26 protein-coding genes and 1 pseudogene are annotated in these 18,802 nt (G+C 69.7%); 25 read left to right on the top strand and 2 right to left on the bottom strand.

Annotated features, from left to right (window positions below; all coding sequences use genetic code 11):
• The 5 genes and pseudogenes from ACSVC7_RS31510 to ACSVC7_RS31530 all read left to right on the top strand — a co-directional run.
• A pseudogene (locus tag ACSVC7_RS31510) lies at positions 1 to 88 on the top strand (IS5/IS1182 family transposase); the annotation flags it as partial.
• Positions 89 to 249: 161 nt separating this feature from the next.
• A complete protein-coding gene (locus ACSVC7_RS31515) occupies positions 250 to 1,017 on the top strand; it encodes a hypothetical protein (protein ID WP_448208466.1) in 768 nt (255 codons plus the stop codon).
• A 110-nt stretch (positions 1,018 to 1,127) separates the two neighbouring features.
• A complete protein-coding gene (locus ACSVC7_RS31520; protein WP_448208467.1) occupies positions 1,128 to 1,388 on the top strand; it encodes a hypothetical protein in 261 nt (86 codons plus the stop codon).
• Positions 1,385 to 1,759 carry a hypothetical protein gene (locus ACSVC7_RS31525; protein WP_448208468.1) on the top strand — a complete coding sequence of 125 codons (375 nt, stop codon included), beginning with the start codon at positions 1,385 to 1,387 and terminating at the stop codon, positions 1,757 to 1,759. Before ACSVC7_RS31520 ends, ACSVC7_RS31525 begins: the two co-directional genes overlap by 4 nt.
• Before the next feature lie 33 nt (positions 1,760 to 1,792).
• Positions 1,793 to 2,788, top strand: coding sequence for a tyrosine-type recombinase/integrase (locus ACSVC7_RS31530; protein ID WP_448208469.1), 996 nt, complete (start codon positions 1,793 to 1,795; stop codon positions 2,786 to 2,788).
• A 76-nt stretch (positions 2,789 to 2,864) separates the two neighbouring features.
• Here the strand turns inward: ACSVC7_RS31530 and ACSVC7_RS31535 are convergent, their stop codons facing one another.
• Positions 2,865 to 3,203, bottom strand: coding sequence for a hypothetical protein (locus ACSVC7_RS31535; RefSeq protein ID WP_448208470.1), 339 nt, complete (start codon positions 3,201 to 3,203; stop codon positions 2,865 to 2,867).
• Positions 3,204 to 3,217: 14 nt separating this feature from the next.
• The gene (locus tag ACSVC7_RS31540; protein ID WP_448208471.1) at positions 3,218 to 3,427 is read right to left on the bottom strand and encodes a helix-turn-helix domain-containing protein; all 210 of its coding nucleotides are present in this window, start codon (positions 3,425 to 3,427) and stop codon (positions 3,218 to 3,220) included.
• A 337-nt stretch (positions 3,428 to 3,764) separates the two neighbouring features.
• On the opposite strand from ACSVC7_RS31540, the gene ACSVC7_RS31545 reads away from it, so the two are divergent.
• The 20 genes from ACSVC7_RS31545 to ACSVC7_RS31640 all read left to right on the top strand — a co-directional run.
• A complete protein-coding gene (locus ACSVC7_RS31545; RefSeq protein WP_448208472.1) occupies positions 3,765 to 4,583 on the top strand; it encodes a DNA-methyltransferase in 819 nt (272 codons plus the stop codon).
• A gap of 29 nt (positions 4,584 to 4,612) precedes the next feature.
• The gene (locus ACSVC7_RS31550; RefSeq protein WP_448208473.1) at positions 4,613 to 4,843 is read left to right on the top strand and encodes a hypothetical protein; all 231 of its coding nucleotides are present in this window, start codon (positions 4,613 to 4,615) and stop codon (positions 4,841 to 4,843) included.
• A 68-nt stretch (positions 4,844 to 4,911) separates the two neighbouring features.
• Positions 4,912 to 5,286, top strand: coding sequence for an HNH endonuclease signature motif containing protein (locus ACSVC7_RS31555; RefSeq protein WP_448208474.1), 375 nt, complete (start codon positions 4,912 to 4,914; stop codon positions 5,284 to 5,286).
• Positions 5,287 to 5,389: 103 nt separating this feature from the next.
• Complete coding sequence (locus ACSVC7_RS31560) at positions 5,390 to 5,914, top strand: P27 family phage terminase small subunit (RefSeq protein WP_448208475.1); 525 nt, start codon at positions 5,390 to 5,392, stop codon at positions 5,912 to 5,914.
• Positions 5,915 to 5,933: 19 nt separating this feature from the next.
• Complete coding sequence (locus ACSVC7_RS31565; protein WP_448208476.1) at positions 5,934 to 7,610, top strand: terminase large subunit; 1,677 nt, start codon at positions 5,934 to 5,936, stop codon at positions 7,608 to 7,610.
• Positions 7,610 to 8,899, top strand: coding sequence for a phage portal protein (locus tag ACSVC7_RS31570; RefSeq protein WP_448208489.1), 1,290 nt, complete (start codon positions 7,610 to 7,612; stop codon positions 8,897 to 8,899). The genes ACSVC7_RS31565 and ACSVC7_RS31570 overlap by 1 nt, the downstream gene beginning before the upstream one ends.
• Complete coding sequence (locus ACSVC7_RS31575; protein ID WP_448208477.1) at positions 8,880 to 9,500, top strand: HK97 family phage prohead protease; 621 nt, start codon at positions 8,880 to 8,882, stop codon at positions 9,498 to 9,500. Before ACSVC7_RS31570 ends, ACSVC7_RS31575 begins: the two co-directional genes overlap by 20 nt.
• A gap of 51 nt (positions 9,501 to 9,551) precedes the next feature.
• Positions 9,552 to 11,075, top strand: coding sequence for a phage major capsid protein (locus ACSVC7_RS31580; RefSeq protein WP_448208478.1), 1,524 nt, complete (start codon positions 9,552 to 9,554; stop codon positions 11,073 to 11,075).
• A 73-nt stretch (positions 11,076 to 11,148) separates the two neighbouring features.
• Positions 11,149 to 11,613, top strand: coding sequence for a hypothetical protein (locus tag ACSVC7_RS31585; protein ID WP_448208479.1), 465 nt, complete (start codon positions 11,149 to 11,151; stop codon positions 11,611 to 11,613).
• Positions 11,614 to 11,659: 46 nt separating this feature from the next.
• Positions 11,660 to 11,968 carry a head-tail connector protein gene (locus ACSVC7_RS31590; RefSeq protein WP_448208480.1) on the top strand — a complete coding sequence of 103 codons (309 nt, stop codon included), beginning with the start codon at positions 11,660 to 11,662 and terminating at the stop codon, positions 11,966 to 11,968.
• Complete coding sequence (locus ACSVC7_RS31595; RefSeq protein ID WP_448208481.1) at positions 11,965 to 12,297, top strand: phage head closure protein; 333 nt, start codon at positions 11,965 to 11,967, stop codon at positions 12,295 to 12,297. The genes ACSVC7_RS31590 and ACSVC7_RS31595 overlap by 4 nt, the downstream gene beginning before the upstream one ends.
• Entirely contained in the window at positions 12,297 to 12,809 is a 513-nt protein-coding gene (locus tag ACSVC7_RS31600) for an HK97 gp10 family phage protein (protein WP_448208482.1), read from the top strand. Before ACSVC7_RS31595 ends, ACSVC7_RS31600 begins: the two co-directional genes overlap by 1 nt.
• Positions 12,806 to 13,189, top strand: a complete 384-nt coding sequence (locus ACSVC7_RS31605; RefSeq protein ID WP_448208483.1) for a DUF3168 domain-containing protein — start codon at positions 12,806 to 12,808, stop codon at positions 13,187 to 13,189. Before ACSVC7_RS31600 ends, ACSVC7_RS31605 begins: the two co-directional genes overlap by 4 nt.
• A 64-nt stretch (positions 13,190 to 13,253) precedes the next feature.
• Positions 13,254 to 13,667: a phage tail tube protein gene (locus ACSVC7_RS31610; protein WP_483509089.1), complete on the top strand. Its 414-nt coding sequence runs from the start codon at positions 13,254 to 13,256 to the stop codon at positions 13,665 to 13,667.
• Positions 13,668 to 13,675: 8 nt separating this feature from the next.
• Positions 13,676 to 14,050, top strand: a complete 375-nt coding sequence (locus ACSVC7_RS31615; protein ID WP_448208484.1) for a gene transfer agent family protein — start codon at positions 13,676 to 13,678, stop codon at positions 14,048 to 14,050.
• Entirely contained in the window at positions 14,050 to 14,232 is a 183-nt protein-coding gene (locus ACSVC7_RS31620; RefSeq protein ID WP_448208485.1) for a phage tail assembly chaperone, read from the top strand. Before ACSVC7_RS31615 ends, ACSVC7_RS31620 begins: the two co-directional genes overlap by 1 nt.
• 9 nt (positions 14,233 to 14,241) lie before the next feature.
• Positions 14,242 to 17,175, top strand: a complete 2,934-nt coding sequence (locus ACSVC7_RS31625) for a phage tail length tape measure family protein (protein WP_448208486.1) — start codon at positions 14,242 to 14,244, stop codon at positions 17,173 to 17,175.
• Positions 17,172 to 17,780 (top strand): hypothetical protein, encoded by a 609-nt coding sequence (locus ACSVC7_RS31630; RefSeq protein ID WP_448208487.1) that lies wholly within the window; start codon positions 17,172 to 17,174, stop codon positions 17,778 to 17,780. The genes ACSVC7_RS31625 and ACSVC7_RS31630 overlap by 4 nt, the downstream gene beginning before the upstream one ends.
• Before the next feature lies 1 nt (position 17,781).
• Positions 17,782 to 18,330, top strand: coding sequence for a hypothetical protein (locus ACSVC7_RS31635; protein ID WP_448208488.1), 549 nt, complete (start codon positions 17,782 to 17,784; stop codon positions 18,328 to 18,330).
• Between the two features lie 7 nt (positions 18,331 to 18,337).
• On the top strand, positions 18,338 to 18,802 hold a 465-nt coding region (locus ACSVC7_RS31640), incomplete at its 3' end, for a transposase (protein ID WP_483509092.1).

Below are 18,802 nucleotides of genomic sequence, written 5' to 3' on the forward strand. Positions count from 1 at the left end.
CCGGGCCATTGCCACACGCTACGACAAGCTTGCCAGCACCTTTCTGGCCGCCGTTTACCTCGTCTCGGCTGTCATCTGGCTCAACTGACGACACGCTCTAGTGGCCAAGGCCCAATTTGTCCTCACCTACCGCACTGACCCAGCGATGATTCCCCCTGTGGCTTTGGAGACGCTGGCGGCCGGGGTGGAACGGCTGTACGGCGTGCCGGCCCTGTCGGCCGCCGCGGCCTGATCCTCCTGGAGGCTGTGGTGGCCATTCCCACTCTTTCCGTTGATGCGGTGCGTCCGCGCCGCGCCACCGACCTGGAGGACCTGGTGGTGTGGGCCATCCGCAACCAGATGGCCCACCGGGACCGCGTGAGCCTGCACGGCGTCGAAATGGGGGCCAGCTGGGGCCTGGACAGCTGTCTGCGCGTGGCACAGATCGGCACCGTTGGCACGCGCATCGACGGTGGCGGACTGATCCGGGGCGTTCCCCCCCGCATGCACCCCGACGCCGAAGCCGTCATGGGCGCGATCCATCGGGCGTTCGGCACGCTGTATGGCTGGCGCCGGGTGGTGGTGGACCACGCCATGGCGGGAGGCCGGCCGGAGTGGAACCTGGGGCCGCAACGGCTCTGGCCGGTGGAGAACACCGCCAAGCAAGGCGGTGGCCGGCGTCATCGGGTGGACGGGGAATGGGAAACCGTGCCGGCGCTGTCCCACGTCGCCCGTGCCATGATGGCCCGCGGGATCCGGATCATCGACGAGCGGGGGCGGCGGAAGTTTCATCTGGCCGAACCGGGCTACACGTACCGGACCTTGGAGGACGGAACGCGCGAAGTGTTCGTGCGGTGGACGCCGCTTGAACTGGTGCCCGGCGACGCGGACATCCGAGAGGCCCGCGAGGAATACGCCGAGTGGCACGTCGGCATGATGCGGGTGCTGGGCGAGCTGCTGGAAGTGCCGCTGCGCGACCATCGGCTGACCGGCTTCACCGCCCCGGCCACCCCCTGGATTTCCGAACAGGACGGTTAACCTAACATTTAGGAATAAAGTTCACTACTTGACGCCAGACAGCGCCCGACGTGGGTGCAGACACAACCCGCCCGGCCCCGCCGCGGCGGGTTTCGTCGTTTCGGTGACACATGGCCCGATGCGAATACGACACCGTCCTGCGCCTTCGGCTCGGACCGGCGGAGCGGGAATACAACGCCCGCATCCAGTTCAGGGGGGGCCGTTGGGAAGCCAACATTGACCGACTCGAGATCTGCGTCTCGGGGGAGTGGATCAGCGCGCCCTGGGCGCTGGACCTGATCGAGGATAGCGCGCCTCTCTTTGACGAGCTGCGCGCCCACGCCGTCGGCCGTCTCGCCGACGCCCGCGAAACCGCGAGGAAGCAACCATGATCCGACAGCGCGCCGCCGTCGTGCCCTTCGCGAACGCCGAGGAGGCTTGGCTGTGGGCGTGCCGCATGGTGGCCGGGAGCGTCTACGGGGTGCCCGTGCAGCGTGCGCCGGAACCGATCCAGCGGCCGTGCCAGCCCTGCGACGTGGCACACGCGGTGGATCAGCTCTACCGCCACCGCCAGCTCATGCGCGACCATCTGGCCGTGCTGGGGCACTACGGACGGCGCCAGTCGCCGCCGGCGGCGGAGCGCGATCGTGAGGCCCGCGCCCGGCTGCTGTGGGACGAGGCCTTCGCGCTGATCGCCCCGGCGCTGGTGTCGAAAGGGATCGCCCGCGACCCCGCGGCGGCGCTGGAAAGCGCGCGGTTCTGACCCGCCGATAAGGGCTCTTATTGGGGGGCTGACATGGCCTTGCCCACCTTGATTTCCGGCGGTCGCGAAGCCGTCGCCGACCTTGAAACACTGGCCGAACAGGCGGCGGAGTTCGCCGCGGCGGCCATCGCTGAAAACACCCGGCTGGCCTACCGAAAGGCATTCCGGAGCTTCTGCTCCTGGTGCAGGGAAACGGGCTTCGATCCACTGCCGGCGGCGTCGGCGACGGTGGGACTGTACCTCACGCACTTGGCCAAGCTGGGGCGGACGGTCAGCACCATGGAGCAGGCGCTTGCGGCTCTGGCCTTCGCCCACCGTCAGGCGGGCGAAGGTTTCGACACCAAGCACCCGGCGATTGCTAACACCTTTGCCGGTATCAAGCGGACGGTCGGCACGGCCCAAGTGGGTAAGGTGCCGCTCGTCGCCGACGATATCCGGGCCATGCTGGCCACGGTGCCCGGCACCACCTCCGGCCTTCGGGACCGCGCCCTGATCCTGCTGGGCTTCGCGTCGGCGCTACGCCGGTCGGAGCTGATGGGCCTGGACGTGGGGCGGCTCGGATCCGGGACCGGCTACATCGAGCTAACCTCGCAGGGCATCCTGGTGCACTTGGTGCGGTCGAAGACTGATCAGGAAGGGCAGGGTCAGCTCGTCGGCGTGGCCCGTGGACGGCACAAGGGAACGTGCCCGGTGTTGGCGGTTCAGGCCTGGATGCAAGCCGCCGCCGCGACCGCCGGCGCACCTCTGTTCCGGGCTGTCACCCGGCACGGACATGCCGGCGCCACCCGTCTCTCCGACCGAGCGGCGGTGGACATGCTCAAGCGTGCCGCCGCCGCCGCCGGGATTGATCCAGAGCGCGTTGGCGGCCATTCGTTGCGCTCCGGTCACGCCACCACGGCGGCGCAGGCCGGCGCGGCGGAGGACACGATCCAACGCCAGCTCCGCCACAAGAAGGCGGACACGACGCGTGGCTACATCCGCCGGGCCACCGTCTTCGATGGCAGCAGCTCAGCGGTACTGGGGCTGTAGAAACATGGTGTGTCCGCAGCCCCTTTCAGTGAGGGCGGAGTTTTGTGCAGCGTCAAGTCGCGGAATGGCTGACGAACTATGCCCGGAACTGTTCGGCGGACATGCGATCCGGTCCGGCAAGCTGGGCGAGGTGTTCCACCGTCGTGGCCGACATTTCGATGGGGCCACGGCTGGTGTCCCAGCGCAGCACGTTGCCGTCTTCGACAAGCCGGCCGATTATGAAGAGGCTTTCGTCTGCCAGCGGCTCATAGACCCGGTAACGGTCAACCAACGGCCCGAGGTCCAAATCCTCCGTGATCCCGGCCCGCAGCCCATCGACCCAGGTAACGCGCACCGTGTGCCGGCCAAGGTGTTCGAGGGCACCAATGACGGGCATTGGACTGTCCACGGAGACGATTTCGGTATCGGCGCTCATTGAGGTGGACCCGTTTAGGACGTGGTGTCGGCGGATGCGTTTTCGTTCAGTGCTTCCGGGTGCTCGGCGAGGTAGCGGCAGGCCAGTTCGGTGCGCCGCTCAATCGGGCGGTCGCCCGCTTCCCACTGCTGGACGGCTCGGGTGGTGACATCAAGCGCCCCCGCAGCGCGGTCCTGTGTGAGGTTGAGGGCCTTGCGCCATCGCTTGAATTCGTCCGGAGTCATGGTAACCTCATGGGCAAGGAGGTGACGCGCCTTCTGGTCCCTGAGGTGAGGCCGGTTTCCCGGCCCCACCGTTGGCCCTTACTTCTTACGGTCCTTGTTGAAGCCGGCTGCAACCTCGATCTTCAACTCGAACCAGAAGCAGCGGAGCCACTTCAGGTACTTTTTCAAGCGCGTCACCTCCTTTCGGTTTGTCGGTTAGGAGTAACCCCAACCGACATCTAGACAGTACCCGAACTCAGTTCGGCCCGCAAGACCAAACACGAACAAAGTTCGCATTCAACCCGCCCGGCCTGCCGCGGCGGGTTTTGTCGTTTCGCTCCAACGGCCCGGTGACTTCATGCCCGACATCATCCCCACCTCCACCGCCGAGACGGTGGCGATCGGCGGCGCGACTCTGGCGCTGGGCGACTGCATCGAGCGCATGCGGGATCTGCCGGACAACTGTGCCGACTTGGTGCTGACCGATGTGCCGTATTCCAGCGGCGCCACCCGCGAGGCTGGCAAGACCGCCTTCAACAAGACCATGACCCGCAGCACCAAGGAAGGCGGGCGGGACCGGTGGTTCGGTTCCGACTCCCTATCCACCCGCGGGTTCGTGTCGCTGATCCGCCAGTGCGCCATCGAATGGCAGCGCATTCTGGTGCCCGGCGGGCACCTCCTGTGCTTCATCGATTGGCGCATGGCGGACAGCATGGCTGACGCGGTGGAGGCGGATTACCTGCGCGGCCAGTATCTGCGGGGAGAGGCCGCCGACACCATCGAGAGCGCGGACCTCCGGCGCGCCGGGTTGCTGGTGTGGGACAAGGTGCACCTGGGCATGGGGCGGCACTTCCGGAACCAGCACGAGCTGATCCTGCACTTCACCAAGGGTGTCGGCCGCGAGCCGCTGAACCACCGCACCCCCAACGTGCTGCGCCATCCGCCGGTGCGTTTCGGCCTCCACCCGACGGAGAAGCCGGAGGCCCTGCTGTGCGATCTGATCGAAGCGACGTGCCCGGTGGGCGGGCTTGTCGTGGATCCCTTCTTCGGTTCCTGTTCCGCCGGCGCCGCTGCGCTGAAGCGCGGTCGCCGCTTCTTCGGCGTGGAACGGGAGCGTCGCTACTTCGAGGCAGGCTGGCAGCGTCTCGCCAACCTTCAGGCCGACGTCGCCGCGTGACCACCTCTCACCGTCTCCCGGAGGGCGCCATGGAGCGCACTGTCACCGACGCCGTGGCCGTAGCCCCGGCCATCACGATGCCTTGGTGGCTGTCCGACCTGCACGGGCTGGCCGCCGAGCTGGCCTTCTGGTGCGCGGTGTTCGTCGCCATCGGCCGCGCTCTTTGGCTGGCCTGGGACTGCTGGGACCGCTTCCGCGACGTGCGGCAGGCCCGGTCAAACCGTTCCCCGGTGAACGGTTTGACGCCCCCCAAGCGGTAAGGCTCCGCCTATCCTTCCCCCCGCCCAAATCGTGCACCGGTGCACGATTTGGCAACGCTGAGACCACCATGCCAAAAGCTCCGCCCGTGCACCGCCCGCCCGGCTGGCGGCCTCCCGCCGTGGCCCAGCGCGAGCAAACCCGACAATTGGGCCGCGAGACGGACCAGCGCCGGCGGGACAACCCGGCCCGTGCCCTCTACAAGACGGCGCGGTGGCGCCAGCTCCGGGCCGCGCAGCTGGCGGCGCATCCGCTGTGCCAGTGCGAGGCCTGCGGCGAAGGCCTGCGGCGCATCACGCCGGCCACGGTGGTGGACCACATCCGCCCGCACCGCGGCGATGAGACCCTGTTCTTCGCCGCGGACAACCTGCGCAGCATGGCCAAGCCCTGCCACGACCGGAAGACGGCGCGCGAGGACGGCGGCTTCGGCCGGGGCCGGGCCTGACCCGGCCGGGGGGTGGGGGGGTCCGATCCCTGGCCGCCCTCGACCGGGGGACCGTTGTGCTTCCTCAAATTTCCACGCGTGCAAAATGGGAAGGAAAAGGTGCATGGCCCGACCCCGCACGCCCACCGCGCTGAAGGAGCTGAAAGGCACCTTGCAGCCGTGCCGGAGCAACGCCCACGAACCCCTCCTGGAGCCCGGCGTGCCCATCGCGCCGGCGCACCTGTCGGAGCGGGCGCGCCGGGCCTGGGACTACATCGTCCAGTCGCTGGCCGCCATGAAGGTGCTGACCGAAGCGGACGGCATGGCGATGGAGGAGGCGGCACAAGCCTACGCCGACCTCCTCGACGCCCGCGAAGCGCTCGCCCGGCCGATCGTCGTCGGCCACGGCGAAGATCCCGACGCCGGGCCGGCCTACGTGGTCGCGGCGGCCGGCTCCCTCACTTACGTCACGATGGGCAAGTCCGGGCCGATGGTCCGGGTCCGGCCGGAGAAGGCGCTGATCGCGGACGCCAGCCGGCGGCTGGCCCTGTGGCTCGCCAAGCTCGGCATGAGCCCGGCCGATCGCTCGCGTGTCTCCGGAGCGGGCGGCAATGACAAACCGGACGACCCCTGGGAGTCCTTCGACTGAGCCGCGTGATTACGTCGGCATGGCGCTCGCCTACGCGCGGGCGGCCATCGCCGGCGAGATCGTCGTGGGCAAGTGGGTCCGTCTGGCCTGCCAGAGGCAGCTCAAGGACCTGATTGCCGAGTCGACCGGACGGTTTCCCTACCGCTTCGACCGGGCCAAGGCCGCCCGCGTCTGCGCCTTCGTGGAACGCCTGCCGCACATCAAGGGCGAGCTGGCCAAGCGGCGCGAGCTGATCCGGCTGGAGCCGTGGCAGTGCTTCATCCTCACCACCTGCTTCGGGTGGGTGCGGGCGAACGGCACGCGCCGCTTCTGGCGCGCTTACAACGAGGTGGCCCGCAAGAACGCCAAGTCCACGCTGTCCAGCGGCGTGGGGCTCTACATGATGGCGGCCGACGGCGAGGAGGGCGCGGAGATCTACGCCCTGGCCAAGAAGCTGGAACAGGCGGGCATCGTCTTCCGCGACGCCCAGTCCATGGTCCGCAAGTCGCCGGGGCTGCAACGCCGCTTCGGCGTCGAGCCGACGGCCAACGCCATCGTCCGCACGGCCACCTCGTCCAAGTTCGAGGCCCTGCCGGGCAAGCCGGGCGATGGCCAGAACCCGTCCTGCGCCATCGTGGACGAGTACCACGAGCACGCCACGTCGGAGGCCTACGACGCCATGGAGAACGGCATGGGCGCGCGCACACAGCCGCTCATGTGGGTCATCACCACCGCCGGCTTCAACCGGGCGGGGCCGTGCTTCGCGCTGCGCATCTACGCGCAGAAGGTTCTGGACGGGCGCATCGAGGACGACTCGCTGTTCGCCATCATCTACACGCTGGATGACGAGGACGACTGGACCGACCCGGCGGTTTGGGTGAAGGCCAATCCGAACCTGGGCATCAGCGTGGACGCCGAAAAGCTGGGCGAGCAATGCCGGGCCGCCCAGCACGACGCCACCAAACAGGTGACGTTCAAGACCAAGCGCCTGAACATCTGGGTCAACGCCGGCACGACCTGGATGGACATGCGCGACTGGGACGCCGTGGCGGACCCGTCGCTCGCCTGGGACCGGTTGCGCGGTCACCGGGCGTGGATCGGCCTCGACCTGGCGAGCAAGGAAGACGTCGCCGCGCTGCTGATCATGGTGGAGCTGGGCGCGGACGCCGCCGGCCAGTACGCCGTGTTCGGCCGCTACTACCTGCCGCGCGAGCCGGTGGAGGCCGGGGCGCATTCCACGCACGCCCACTATGCCAAGTGGGACGAGGAAGGCTGGCTCACGCTGACCGCCGGCAACGTCATCGACTTCAGCGTGATCAAGCGCGACCTCCTGGAGGTCCGCGATTTCATGGACGTGCAGTCGGTCGGCTACGACCCGCACCAGGCGACGCAGTTCGCCACCGAATGCCTGGAGGAGGGTCTGCCCATGGTCGAAGTCCGGCAGACCGTCCTGACCCTCTCGGAACCGATGAAGCAGGTGCGCGCCGACGTGAAGGCCCGCCAGCTCCGCCACACCGGTGATCCGGTGCTCGGCTGGATGATGAGCAACGTCGTGGCCCGCGTGGACAACAAGGAAAACATCTACCCGCGCAAGCACGTCGCCGAGAACAAGATCGACGGCGTGGTGGCGCTGATCATCGCGCGGGCGCGCGCCATGGCGGTGGAGTTGAAAGAGGTGCCGGCGACCGCCGCGAGCATCTTCGGAGGGATTGCGTGATGTGGCCGTTCCGCAGGAAACAGACGCGCTCCGCCGGGGAGTGGGATACGTGGCGCACCATTCCGTTTTTCGGCTACGGCCAGACCGCCGCCGGCGTGCCGGTGACGGCGGAGAACCCGATCACCCATCACACGGTGTTCAGCTGCATCAACGTCATCGCCGAGGGCGTGGCGATGCTGCCCCTCAACCTCTACCGGGAGCGCGGCCCGAGCCGCCGGCTGGCCACCGACCATCCGCTGTACGAGCTGCTGCTGACCAGCCCGTGCCCGCACATGACCGCCTTCGGCTACTGGAAGTTGGCCTTCTTCGAGAAGCTGCACTACGGCAACCACTACAGCCTGAAGGTCTTCGACGACGCCGGCCGGCTGGCGGAGCTGGTCCCGATCCAGAACGGGCGGGTGCAACCGTTCTGGTATCAGGACCCGATCGACGGCATGCAGCGCCGGGCCTACCGGGTCAGCGCGCCGACCGGCACGCAAGCCACCTTCCTGGAAGACGAGATCTTCCACATCGCGAACCTGCCCATCCTCTGCGGTCCGAACTACGGGCTGATGGGCGCGTCGGTGTGGCAGCACTACCAGGCGGAGACGATGGGCGGGGCGTTGGCCACCAACCAGTTCGCCGCGAAGTCCTTCGCCAACGGCGCCGGCCTGTCGGGCATGATCAGCGTGGAGGCCTCGCTGCAAAGCGATCAGGCCCGCGAGCTGCGCGACCTGGTGCGTGAGGCCTACGCCGGCGCGGACAACGCCGGCAAGATCGGCGTGTTCGGCAACGACGCCAAGTTCACGCCGATGAGCGTGGACGCGCAGAGGTCGCAGCTTCTGGAGTCCCGCAAGTTCGACCGCTCCGTCATCGCCGGCATTCTTCGTGTCACCGCCCACCTGATCAACGACCTGGAACGCGGCACCTTCAGCAACGTCGAACACTTGGACCTATCGCACTACAAGCATTGCCTGCTGCCCCACCTCACCGACCTGTGCCAGACGGCCAGCAAGGATCTGCTGACGCCCGAGGAGCGCCGGACCCTGTATGTGGAGCCGGACCCCACCGTGCTGCTGATGGGCGATCAGGCGACGCTGGGCGAGGTGCTGGAGAAGGCGGTGAACAACGGCCGCATGACGCCCAACGAGGCCCGCGCCATCGAGAACCGCCCGCCCAAGGAAGGCGGCGACGAGCTGTTCATCAACGGCGCGGCGGTGCCGCTGCGGCTGGCCGCGCAGGGTAAGGCCGGCAAGCCCGCGGCCGACGCCCCGGTCCAGGAGAACACTGATGCCAACACCGACGCATGAGCAGGACGGCGAAACGCCGTCCGACCTGGAGGTTCGCTTCGCCCTCGATGTCGATGTCGAGATGCGGGCGGTGGACGACGGCACGCGCACGCTGCGCGGCTACGCCGCCACCTTCGGGACCAAGACGAAGATCCGGTCCTGGAACGGCGACTTCGAAGAGTGGCTCGAGCCGGGCTGCTTCGCCGACACCCTGGCCAAGGGGACCGACGTGCGCGCCCTGGTGGAGCACGATTACCGCTCGCTGCTGGCGCGCACCGCCGCCGGCAACCTGGTGCTGGCCGAAGACGCCAAGGGCCTGACCTTCGCCCTGACGCTGCCCGACACGCAGCTGGGGCGCGACACCTTCGAGAACGTGCGGGTGCGCAACTACTCGGGCATGAGCTTCGGTTTCAACCCGCTGAAGATGAAGCAGGACTTCGACGGCAAGGGCCGCCTGATCCGCGTGGCCCACCAGTCGGTCGACCTGCGCGAGATCACCATCACCAGCATGCCGGCGTATCCCCGCACCAGCGTGGCCATCCGCTCGCTGTTCACCCGGCCCGACCCGGCGCCGGCCGACACCCTGGCCCTGCGCCTGCGCCTCGCCAAGGCGCGGGGCTGACGCCTTCCGCACCGGCGCCACAGCGCCAAGAAAACCCTACAGGAGCATTCCATGAACCACCGTCATCGGTCGATGGCGATCGCCGCGCTGTGCCTGGTGCTGGCCGGCTTCGCCGCCTTCGACATCCTGACCCCGGCGTTTGCCTTCGCCGACACCGGCCTGGGGCATGCGGACTTCGGCGGCGCCCGTGGCCTGCTGTCCATGGTCGCGCTGGGCGGCTTCACCTTGGCGGAGCTGCGCGGCAAGCGGGCCAAGCTGATCGAGGAGATGGAGGGCCTGAGCAAGGGCGAGCTGACCGACGAAACCCGCTCCGCCTTCGACGCCAAGGAAACCGAGCTGACCAGGCTCGACGCCGACATCAAGCGCGCGGAGACGATGGAAACCCTGCGCCGCTCCGCCGCCGCCTCGCAGGCGCCGACCGGCGCGGACGATGCGGGCGCCCTCGATCCCATCCAGCGCCGGGCCGCCCTGCATCCGGTGGCCGCGGTGGCGGCGCCGCAGCGCGACCTGGGCGAGGAGTTCGGCGCCTTCGTCCGCTCCTTCGCCATGTCGCAGTTCGCCTTCCGCAACGACGGCCGCGTGGTCTCCCCGGCGGTGATCGCCAAGGATCTGTACGGCGATCGCCACCCGGTGACCGAAGCCGCGACCCGCGCCCAGACGCTGAGCGACAACGCCGCCGGCGGCTTCACCGTGCCGCAGAACTATGCGGCCGGCGTCATCGGCCTGTTCCGCCCCAACACGGTGGTGCGCAAGCGCGCCAGGATCGTCCCCGGCAACGCGTCGTACCTGAAGGGCAAGACGGGCGCGTCGGTCGGCTACGTCGGCGAGAATGAGCAGGGAAAGGAAACCGGCGTCACCTTCGGCCTTCTCGACATGAAGGAAAAGGACATCAGCGCCATCCTGCCGATCAGCAAGAAGCTTCTGCGCAACACCGCCTTCGGCGTCGAGGCCTATTGCCGCGACGAGCTGGTCCAGGCCGCCGGCGCCTTCGAGGACCTGCAGTTCCTGCGCGCCGACGGGACGGGCAAGAAGGTGAAGGGCTATCTCTATTCCATCCCGGCGCGGAACAAGATCAAGGCCTTCAACAGCGCCACGCCGACCGCGGCGCAAGTCCGCGAAAGCCTGACCAAGATCCTGATGGCGATGGCCAATGCCAACGTCACCATGATCAACCCGGCCTGGATCATGGCGCCGCGCACCCTGCTGTATCTTCAGAACCTCTACACCCCCGGCGGCGATTTCCTGGCCTTCCCGGAGCTTCAGGGCGCCAACCCGACGCTGATGGGCTATCCGGTGGACACCACCACGCAGGTGCCGATCACCCTGGGCGCCGGCAACAACGAGTCGGAAATCTACTTCGGCTCGCACGGCCACGCGATGATCGGCGATACGGTGTCGATGACCCTGTCCACCTCCGATCAGGCTTCCTTCGTGGACGCCAACGGGAACACCGTGAACCTGTGGGCGAACGGCATGCTGGGCATCAAGCTGGACATGAGCCACGACTTCGGCCTGCGCTACGAGGAGGCCTTCGCCATGCTGACCGAAGTGAAGTGGGGCTCGGGCGCGGCCTGATCCTTCACCGCCTGACCTGTGCGAGACGGGGCGCCTTCGGGCGCCCCTTCGCTTTTTACCGGAGACCGCCCCGATGTTCACCCCCGCCTTCGGCCGCGACGACGCGGCCCTGATCACGCCCGCCGTCGGCCTGATCGGACACACCATCACCGCCGGCGGCGCCGCCGACAACGTGGACAAGACCGCCGCCGTCCTCGATCTGCGCGACGGCTTCGGCACCACGCGCTTCGGCAGCCTGACGGCCGTGGTGATGGCCACCGCCACCCTGGCCGCCGGCAAGACCCTGACCGTCTCCGGCGTGTTCGAACACTCCGTCGACGGCGTGACCTTCGCGCCGATCGGCGACCCCGCCGTTGTGCTGACCCTGACCGGCGCCGCCGGCGGCAGCACCGAAATCGGAGTCGTCGTGGCCGGCTGCAACCTCGCCGAAGCGGAGCGGTTCGTCCGCTTCCGGGCCAAGCCCGACCTGTCGGCCGCGAACACCGATACCGCCGAAATCGCGGTCACCTACCTGCTGACCAGCCCGACGGCGATCTGACCGGACGGGGCGCCCGCGGGTGCCCCATCCCCCGGAGGTTCTGACCATGGCCATCGTGACCCTGGACGAGGCCAAGGCGCATCTGCGCGTCGATGGCCCCGACGACGACGCCGACATCGGGCTGAAGCTGGCGGCCGCGGAGGACTTGGCGGCGCAGCTCCTCAACCGCCCTCTGCCGTGGACCGACGGCGCCGGCGCCGTGGTGCCCGTGCCGGCGGCGGTGAAGGCGGCCATCCTGCTGATCCTGGGCGACCTGTACGCCTCGCGCGAAGCGATGTCCGCCGGCCTCACGCTGGCGGAAAACCCGACGCTGGGCCGGCTTCTGGCGCCCTACCGCCGGATCTGCCTCGCATGAGTACGCGCCGCACCGGAGCGGGCGAGCTGGACCAGCGCGTCGCTATCGAGCGGGAGACCCGTACCGGCGACGGCGGCGGCGGGGCGACCGTGGCGTGGGTGCCCGTCTGCACCGTCTGGGCGCAAGTCTGGCCGGTGTCCGGAGACGAGCGCGCCCGCGCCCAGCAGCGTGAGGCGTCGGTCCTGGTGCGCATGCGCATCCGCCGGCGCAGCGACGTGGCCCCGGAGATGCGGGCGCGCTGGAAGGGCCAGACCTACAACATCCGCTTCATCGCCCAGGCCGGGCGGGAGCCCTTCATCACCCTGGATTGCGAGGGGGGCGCAGACTGATGGCGCGCCGCCGACTCTCCGGAGCGGTCAAGCTCCGCCGGTTGCTGCGCCGCCTGCCGGCGGAGGAGCAAGCCGAGATCGCCACCGCGATCGAAGCCGGGGCCAACCGGGTTTTCGACGACGCCCTGGCCGCCATGCCGGCGCCGGGGCGGAACCGCTACGCCACCGGCGAGCTGCGCACGAAGTTCCAGGTCAAGATCCGCAAGGATGGGCTGGGCGCGTCGGTCGGCAGCTTCGGCCGCAAGCGCGCGCGGCACGCCCACCTGGTGGAGTTCGGCGCCCGCCCGCACGCCATCAAGATGCCCGGCGGCGCGGTGATCCAGCACCCCGGCAGCCCGGCGCAGCCCTTCCTGGTCCCGGCGTTCAAGGCGAACAAGGCCCGGAACATCGCCGACATCGGCGGCGCCGTCGACCGCGCGCTGAAGCGCACGGCCGGCCTGGTCACCGATGATGGGGACAGCTTGGCCGCCCTGCCGGCCCTGATCCGCCGCACGAAGGACGCCGACCCATGAGCGCCACTTGGGAGCTGCAAAAGGCCGTGTACGACGCGCTCGCCGGCGCGCTGGGCGTGCCCGTCTATGACGACGTGCCGCAGGGCGCCGCCATGCCCTACGTGGCGATCGGCGACAGCACCATCGCGCCGGCCTCCACCAAGACCGACGACGGCGAGGAGCACAGCCTGACCCTGCATGTGTGGTCGCAGTACGCCGGGCGCCGCGAGGTGAAGGAGCTGCTGGGCGCGATCAAGGCCGCGCTGCACAACCGCCCGCTGCCCGTCGCCGGCAACGCGCTGGTGCGCCTGCGCTTCGACTTCGCTTCCGACTTCGCCGACGCCGACGAACAGACGCGCCACGGCGTGATCCGCTTCGCCGCCCTGACCAACCCGGCCTGACCACTTCCGGCCCGACTGACGGCAACCCCGGCGGCCTCTGGGCCGCCTTTTCCATGAGGACGCTATGGCTGACATCCCCGGCACCGAATGCCTGCTGAAGGTGGGCAACACGGCGGTTGCCCCCGCCTCCTACACGACGTTGGAGGGCCAGACCGACACCAGCTTCGACGGCTCCACCAACGTGGCCAACACCACGGCGAAGGACAACGGCGGCTGGCAGACCGGCATGCCCACCACGATCAGCGGCCAAGTCTCGTGTTCGGGCAAGCTGCGCTCCACCCGCGCCCAGCTCGATGCGCTCGAAACGGCGTGGCGGACGCGCAGCGCCCACGCCTGCCAGATCGTCTTCGACGCCGCCGGCAAGGGCTATGAAGGCAGCTTCTACGTGACGCAGTTCAATGTGAGCGCGCCGGCCGAAGACGCCGTCACCTACTCCATCACCCTGACGCCCGCCGGCGCCCTCACCGTGATCCCGTGAGCCCCATCATGAGCAACGCCAATCCCCATCGCGGCGAGGTCGCCCTGGTGCTGGGCGGCACCTCCTACGCGCTGCGCCCGTCCTACGAGGCCATTGTGGAGTGGGAGGAGCGCCTGGGCCGCGGCACCACCGAAATCCTGATGCGCATCGGGGCTTCGGTGTTCCGCGTCCACGAGCTGGCCGCCATCGTCGGCGCCGCGGCCCGCGCCGGCGGCGCCACCCTGACCGACGCGGACGCCGGCCGGCTGATCGTCGCCGACGGCCAAGTTGACGTGATTCCGGTGGTGGCCCGGCTGCTGAAGCACGCGCTGACCGGTGGGAAGGAAGCCGAACCGGGGGAAGCCGGGGCGGCGGGGACCGGGGCATCCCCTTCCGCCGCCTGATGAAGCACGCCTGCGCCATCGGCTGGCGGCCCGCCGAGTTCTGGGCCGCCACGCCGCATGAGCTTTTCTGCGCCCTCGATGGCTGGGCCTTGGCGCAAGGCGACAAGGAAGCCCTGGCGGAGGAACGGCGCGAGCGGTTCGCCGGGTTCCGCGCCGCGCTGGAACAGGCCGGAGTCGCCTAGAGGTGGCCGATGACTGAGGTTGCATCGCTTCTCGTCCGGATCGAGGCCAGCACCGCCCTGTTGCGGTCGGAGCTGGCGCGGGCGGACAAGGCGGTCGGGCAGACGGCCGGCGGCATCGAGCGCTCCGCCGCGCGCGCCGAACAGGCCGCCCAGCAAATGGCCGCCGGCATCTCCAACGCCTACGCCGGCATCGCCAAGGCGCAGGAGCGGATCAACGCCCTCACCGGCGTGACCCGCGCTCCCACCGCCGACCGGGCGGCCGACATCGAGGCGTATGGCCGCGCCCTCGATGCCATGCGGGCCAAGCTGGTGCCGGCCGTCGCCCTGGAACAGACCTACGCGGCGGCGGTGGGGGAGGCCGACCACGCGCTGAAGGTGGGGGCGATCAGCCAAGCCGAACACGGCGACGCGGTGAAGCGGGCGAAGGCCAGCTACGACGCCGGCGTCGCCTCGCTGCGCGGCATCGAACAGGCCGCCGGCGGGGCGGCCAAGGCGTCGCGCCTGTCCACGATGCAGCTGCAAACGCTGAAATACACGGCCAGCGACGTGGTGGCCTCGCTGGGCTCCGGCATGTCGCCCATGCAGGTCGCCCTGCAACAGGGGCCGCAGGTCGCCCAGGCCTTCAGCCTCAGCATCACCAGCATGACGGCGGCGATCGCCGGCGCCGCCCTGGCCGTGGGCGTGTTGGTCGCGGCGAACAGCTCCTACAGCTCCTCCATGCGCGCGGTCACCGTGGCCAACCAGCTGATGGGCGGGGCGATCGGCCTGACCCGTGACCAGCTGGAACAGGTCGCGCAACGCGCCGCGGCGGCCGGCGAGGTTTCGGTGCGCGCGGCCCGCGATCAGGAAGCCGCCTACATCCGCACCGGCAAGATCGGTGCGGAGGTGATGGAAGGGCTGATCGGCCTGTCGCGCGGCTACGCGGTGGCTACCGGGAAGGACGCCGCCGAAGCGGCGGAGGACCTGGCGAAGCTGTTCACCGATCCGGTGCGCGGCGCGGAGGAGCTGACCAAGGCCTTCGGCCTGCTGTCGGACAAGCAGCTGGAGCACATCCGGACCCTGGCCCGGCAGGGGCAAGCCACCGAAGCGCAAAAGCTGCTGATGGAGGCGCTGAACGCGCGGGTGAGCAACCTCGCCCGCGACGGCCTGTCCACGCTGGCCCAGGCCTGGGATCGTGTCGCCCGCGCCATCAGCAACGCCTTCGACGCCGCCGGCCGGGCCACCGCGCCGGAAACCAACGAACAGGCCATCGCCCGTTTGGAGGCGAAGCGCCGGGAGTTGGCGGCTGCCAAGAAACTGGACGCCGATCGGGTGGACGCGGAAACCGGTGGTCAGGCCGGCGCCGACGCCGTGCCCGTCGACTCCCGCTACGCCGCGCCCGGCATGGTCAAGCCGGCCGGTGCGTCGGACGAGTTGCAGAAGGTCGAGGCGGAGCTGGCGCGGCGCACCGCCGACCGGGCGCGGGCGCGCGAGCAAGCCGCACGGGTGGGCGACCACCAGGGCCACGTCGCCGGTAGCCGGGTGGCCGGCGACGCCGCGCGCTCCCTGGATCCCCTGCACGGCGACATCGCGGAGATGCAACAGCGCATTTCCGACCTGGAACGCGGTGCCGGCAATCCGGAAGTGTCGGATCCCGGTCAGGTGTCGGCGGGGCTGGAGCGGGCGCGCAACCGGCTGTCCGGCCTGGAAGAAGCGCGGAACGCCGGCGTGAGCGTCGAAACCCTGAAGGCGCAGAAGCTGGGCGAGGTGCAGGCCAAGGCGGCCGGCATGGGCGAGCGGGAGCGTGCCCGCTATCTGGCGCAGGAACAGGCCCGCATCGAGCTGTTGGACGCCTCGCTCACGGCGAGCGAAAAGGACGCCAAGGTCCGCGCGGCCGTCGTCGCGGTGACGGCGCAACAGGCCACGGCGACCAGCGACGCGACACGCCAGCTCAAACTTCAGGCCGACGCCGCCGACCGGCTGGCCGGGGCGGCCGGCAAGGGGGAGGCGGCCGAACGCCGCGCCGGCATCGAAAACGACGTCGCCGCCGCCTCCATCACCGGCCTGGGACCGGCGACGCGGACCACGCGCGAGCGGGAGGAGGCGGCCAAGCTGCGCGCCATCCGGGCGGACGAGACGGCCGACATCAATTTGCAGATCAAGGCCCAGCTCGCCCTGATCGACACCGTGGGCAAGGGACCGGCGGCGTTGGCCGCCGCGCTCACCGCGCAGAAGGCGCACACCCTGGCTCTGCGCGAGGGCGAGGAAGGCACGGAACGTTACCGGCAGGCCTTCGAGGCCTACCTGGCCAAGCTGGGCGAACTCGACAAGGCGTCCCGGACGTTGGCGGAACAGCAGGCCCTCTATCAGGAGATGGAGAGCTTCGGCGAACAAGCGTTTGAGCGCATCGGCAGCGCCGCAACCGCGATGGCCATGGAAGGCAAGGATGCCTTCGCCACCCTGCGCAACATCGGGAAGGCGACGGTTTCGGAGCTGATGCAGGAGTTTTTCAAGCTCGCCGCGATCAACCCTCTGAAAAACGCCTTGCTGGGCACCACCGCGCCGACGCTGAGCACCATGACCGGGTTCATCGGGAGCCTGTTCGGCGGTTCGGCTCCGGCGGGCGCAGCCGCCCCCGCCGCGGCCGGCGGCACCGTCACCCTGCCGGCGCGGGCGGCCGGCGGCCCGGTCAACCCCTCCGAGGCCTACGTCGTCGGCGAAAAGCGGCCCGAGCTGTTCGTGCCGAACGTGCCCGGCGTCATCCTGCCGCGCGTGCCGGAGCTGCCCAGCGCCGGCAACGGGGCGGAGGGGAGCGCGCCGACGGTGATCGTGCAGCAAACCATGCACTTCGGCGTCGGCGTCAACGCCGCCGCCCGTGCCGAAGTCCTCAACATGCTTCCGCAGATCAAGTCCGCCACCGTCGCCGCGGTGGAAGACCGCATGCAGCGCGGGGTGCGCCGATGATCGCCTATCCGCTGATCCCGCCGGCCACGCCGGCGCCGTCGCGCTCTGCCTTCCGGCTGCACCGGGTGGTGGCCGTGGCCACCTCGCCCTTCACCGGGCAACAGCAGGTCCAGGAGCACCAGGGCGCGTGGTGGGAGGCCGACATCTCCCTGCCGCCGATGATGCGCGACAAGGCCGGGGCGTGGCAGGGCTTTCTCCTGGCCCTGCGCGGCCGGCGCGGCACCTTCCTGATGGGCGATCCGGACGCCCGGAACCCGCGGGGCGTGGCGGCCGGGGCGCCCTACGTGAACGGGGGCGGGCAGACCGGCAGCGCGCTGGTCACCGCCGGGTGGGCGCCGTGGACCTCCGGCATCCTGCGCGCCGGGGACTACATCGAGCTGCCCGGCAACCGCCTGCACATGGTGGTGACCGACGCGGCCAGCGACGGCAACGGTGTGGCGGCGCTGAACGTCGAACCGCCGCTGCGTGGCGTGCCCCCGCACGGCGGCGCCGTCATCACCCGCAACGCCCGCGGCCTGTTCCGCCTGTCCACCAACGACGCCGGATGGGACGCCGACGCCGCCGGCGTCTACGGCTTTTCGTTCACCTGCATCGAGGCGCTGTAGCATGCGCGACCTGACCGCCGGCATGGCCGCCGCCGTCACGGCGCCGGTCATCGCCCCCATCATGCTCGCCGAGGCCCTGTTCGACAGCGGCGCCGTGCGTGTGTGGTCCGGCTACGGCGAGCTGAGCTGGGCCGGGCTGACCTGGCACGGCACCGGCCATCTGCTGAGCGTGTCCACCATCGCCGAGACGCAGGAGCTGCGCGCCACTGGGGCCACCTTCGCGCTGTCCGGCATCCCCTCCGACATGCTGGGGCTGGCCCTGCGCGAGCCCTACCAGGGCCGGCCGGTGCGCCTGCTGTTTGGCGCCCTCGATGTCGACACCGGCATCATCATCGGCGACCCCTACCAGGTGTTCGGCGGCCGGTGCGACGTGATGGAGATCAGCGAGGGCGGCGACACCGCCACCATCGAGATCGCCGTGGAAAGCCGGCTGATCGACCTGGAACGACCGCGTGAGCGCCGGTACGAGCACGAGGATCAGCAGACCCCTCTGTGCCAACGTCGGGTGAGACAGCCGCCCCCTGAAATGATCAGTCGAGGGCGCTGTTGAGGACCCGATGAGCATGAAGCCCCCTTCGCCATCCACCGCCCCCCTTTCTCCCCCCGACCCGGAGGTCAGCGACCGGCCGCAACGCCGGACGTTCAGCGTCGCCGACAAGCTGCGCATCCTGGACGAGATCGACCGCGCTCGCCCCGGCGATATTGGTGCCATCCTGCGCCGTGAAGGGCTGTATTCGTCCAATGTCGGGCGGTGGCGCCAGCAGCGCGACGCTGGCATGCTGCGCGGATTGGCGCCGGCCAAGCCCGGCCCGAAGAGCCCGCCGGCCAATCCGCGCAAAAGCGACGTCGAGCGCTTGGAGCGGGAGAACGCGCATCTGCGCGAGCGCCTCACCCGCGCCGAGGCGGTCATCGAACTCCAAAAAAAAAGTCGCTCATTTGCTGGAGACCTCGCTCGGCTCACCGGACCGCGGCGCGAGCAAGTGATGGCCGCTATTGAGCAGGCGCCCCCGGCGGTGGACGTC

The sequence above is a fragment of the Azospirillum mesophilum genome (genome assembly GCF_053470405.2).

Coding starts and splice junctions, on each gene's coding strand:
- ACSVC7_RS31605 (WP_448208483.1), top strand. CDS start 12,806: ATGAGCGCCACTTGGGAGCTGCAAAAGGCCGTGTACGACGCGCTCGCC.
- ACSVC7_RS31595 (WP_448208481.1), top strand. CDS start 11,965: ATGAGTACGCGCCGCACCGGAGCGGGCGAGCTGGACCAGCGCGTCGCT.
- ACSVC7_RS31635 (WP_448208488.1), top strand. CDS start 17,782: ATGCGCGACCTGACCGCCGGCATGGCCGCCGCCGTCACGGCGCCGGTC.
- ACSVC7_RS31630 (WP_448208487.1), top strand. CDS start 17,172: ATGATCGCCTATCCGCTGATCCCGCCGGCCACGCCGGCGCCGTCGCGC.
- ACSVC7_RS31550 (WP_448208473.1), top strand. CDS start 4,613: ATGGAGCGCACTGTCACCGACGCCGTGGCCGTAGCCCCGGCCATCACG.
- ACSVC7_RS31540 (WP_448208471.1), bottom strand. CDS start 3,427: ATGACTCCGGACGAATTCAAGCGATGGCGCAAGGCCCTCAACCTCACA.
- ACSVC7_RS31585 (WP_448208479.1), top strand. CDS start 11,149: ATGTTCACCCCCGCCTTCGGCCGCGACGACGCGGCCCTGATCACGCCC.
- ACSVC7_RS31580 (WP_448208478.1), top strand. CDS start 9,552: ATGAACCACCGTCATCGGTCGATGGCGATCGCCGCGCTGTGCCTGGTG.
- ACSVC7_RS31615 (WP_448208484.1), top strand. CDS start 13,676: ATGAGCAACGCCAATCCCCATCGCGGCGAGGTCGCCCTGGTGCTGGGC.
- ACSVC7_RS31620 (WP_448208485.1), top strand. CDS start 14,050: ATGAAGCACGCCTGCGCCATCGGCTGGCGGCCCGCCGAGTTCTGGGCC.
- ACSVC7_RS31520 (WP_448208467.1), top strand. CDS start 1,128: ATGGCCCGATGCGAATACGACACCGTCCTGCGCCTTCGGCTCGGACCG.
- ACSVC7_RS31535 (WP_448208470.1), bottom strand. CDS start 3,203: ATGAGCGCCGATACCGAAATCGTCTCCGTGGACAGTCCAATGCCCGTC.
- ACSVC7_RS31555 (WP_448208474.1), top strand. CDS start 4,912: ATGCCAAAAGCTCCGCCCGTGCACCGCCCGCCCGGCTGGCGGCCTCCC.
- ACSVC7_RS31565 (WP_448208476.1), top strand. CDS start 5,934: ATGGCGCTCGCCTACGCGCGGGCGGCCATCGCCGGCGAGATCGTCGTG.
- ACSVC7_RS31530 (WP_448208469.1), top strand. CDS start 1,793: ATGGCCTTGCCCACCTTGATTTCCGGCGGTCGCGAAGCCGTCGCCGAC.
- ACSVC7_RS31560 (WP_448208475.1), top strand. CDS start 5,390: ATGGCCCGACCCCGCACGCCCACCGCGCTGAAGGAGCTGAAAGGCACC.
- ACSVC7_RS31545 (WP_448208472.1), top strand. CDS start 3,765: ATGCCCGACATCATCCCCACCTCCACCGCCGAGACGGTGGCGATCGGC.
- ACSVC7_RS31525 (WP_448208468.1), top strand. CDS start 1,385: ATGATCCGACAGCGCGCCGCCGTCGTGCCCTTCGCGAACGCCGAGGAG.
- ACSVC7_RS31600 (WP_448208482.1), top strand. CDS start 12,297: ATGGCGCGCCGCCGACTCTCCGGAGCGGTCAAGCTCCGCCGGTTGCTG.
- ACSVC7_RS31575 (WP_448208477.1), top strand. CDS start 8,880: ATGCCAACACCGACGCATGAGCAGGACGGCGAAACGCCGTCCGACCTG.
- ACSVC7_RS31590 (WP_448208480.1), top strand. CDS start 11,660: ATGGCCATCGTGACCCTGGACGAGGCCAAGGCGCATCTGCGCGTCGAT.
- ACSVC7_RS31570 (WP_448208489.1), top strand. CDS start 7,610: ATGTGGCCGTTCCGCAGGAAACAGACGCGCTCCGCCGGGGAGTGGGAT.
- ACSVC7_RS31610 (WP_483509089.1), top strand. CDS start 13,254: ATGGCTGACATCCCCGGCACCGAATGCCTGCTGAAGGTGGGCAACACG.
- ACSVC7_RS31625 (WP_448208486.1), top strand. CDS start 14,242: ATGACTGAGGTTGCATCGCTTCTCGTCCGGATCGAGGCCAGCACCGCC.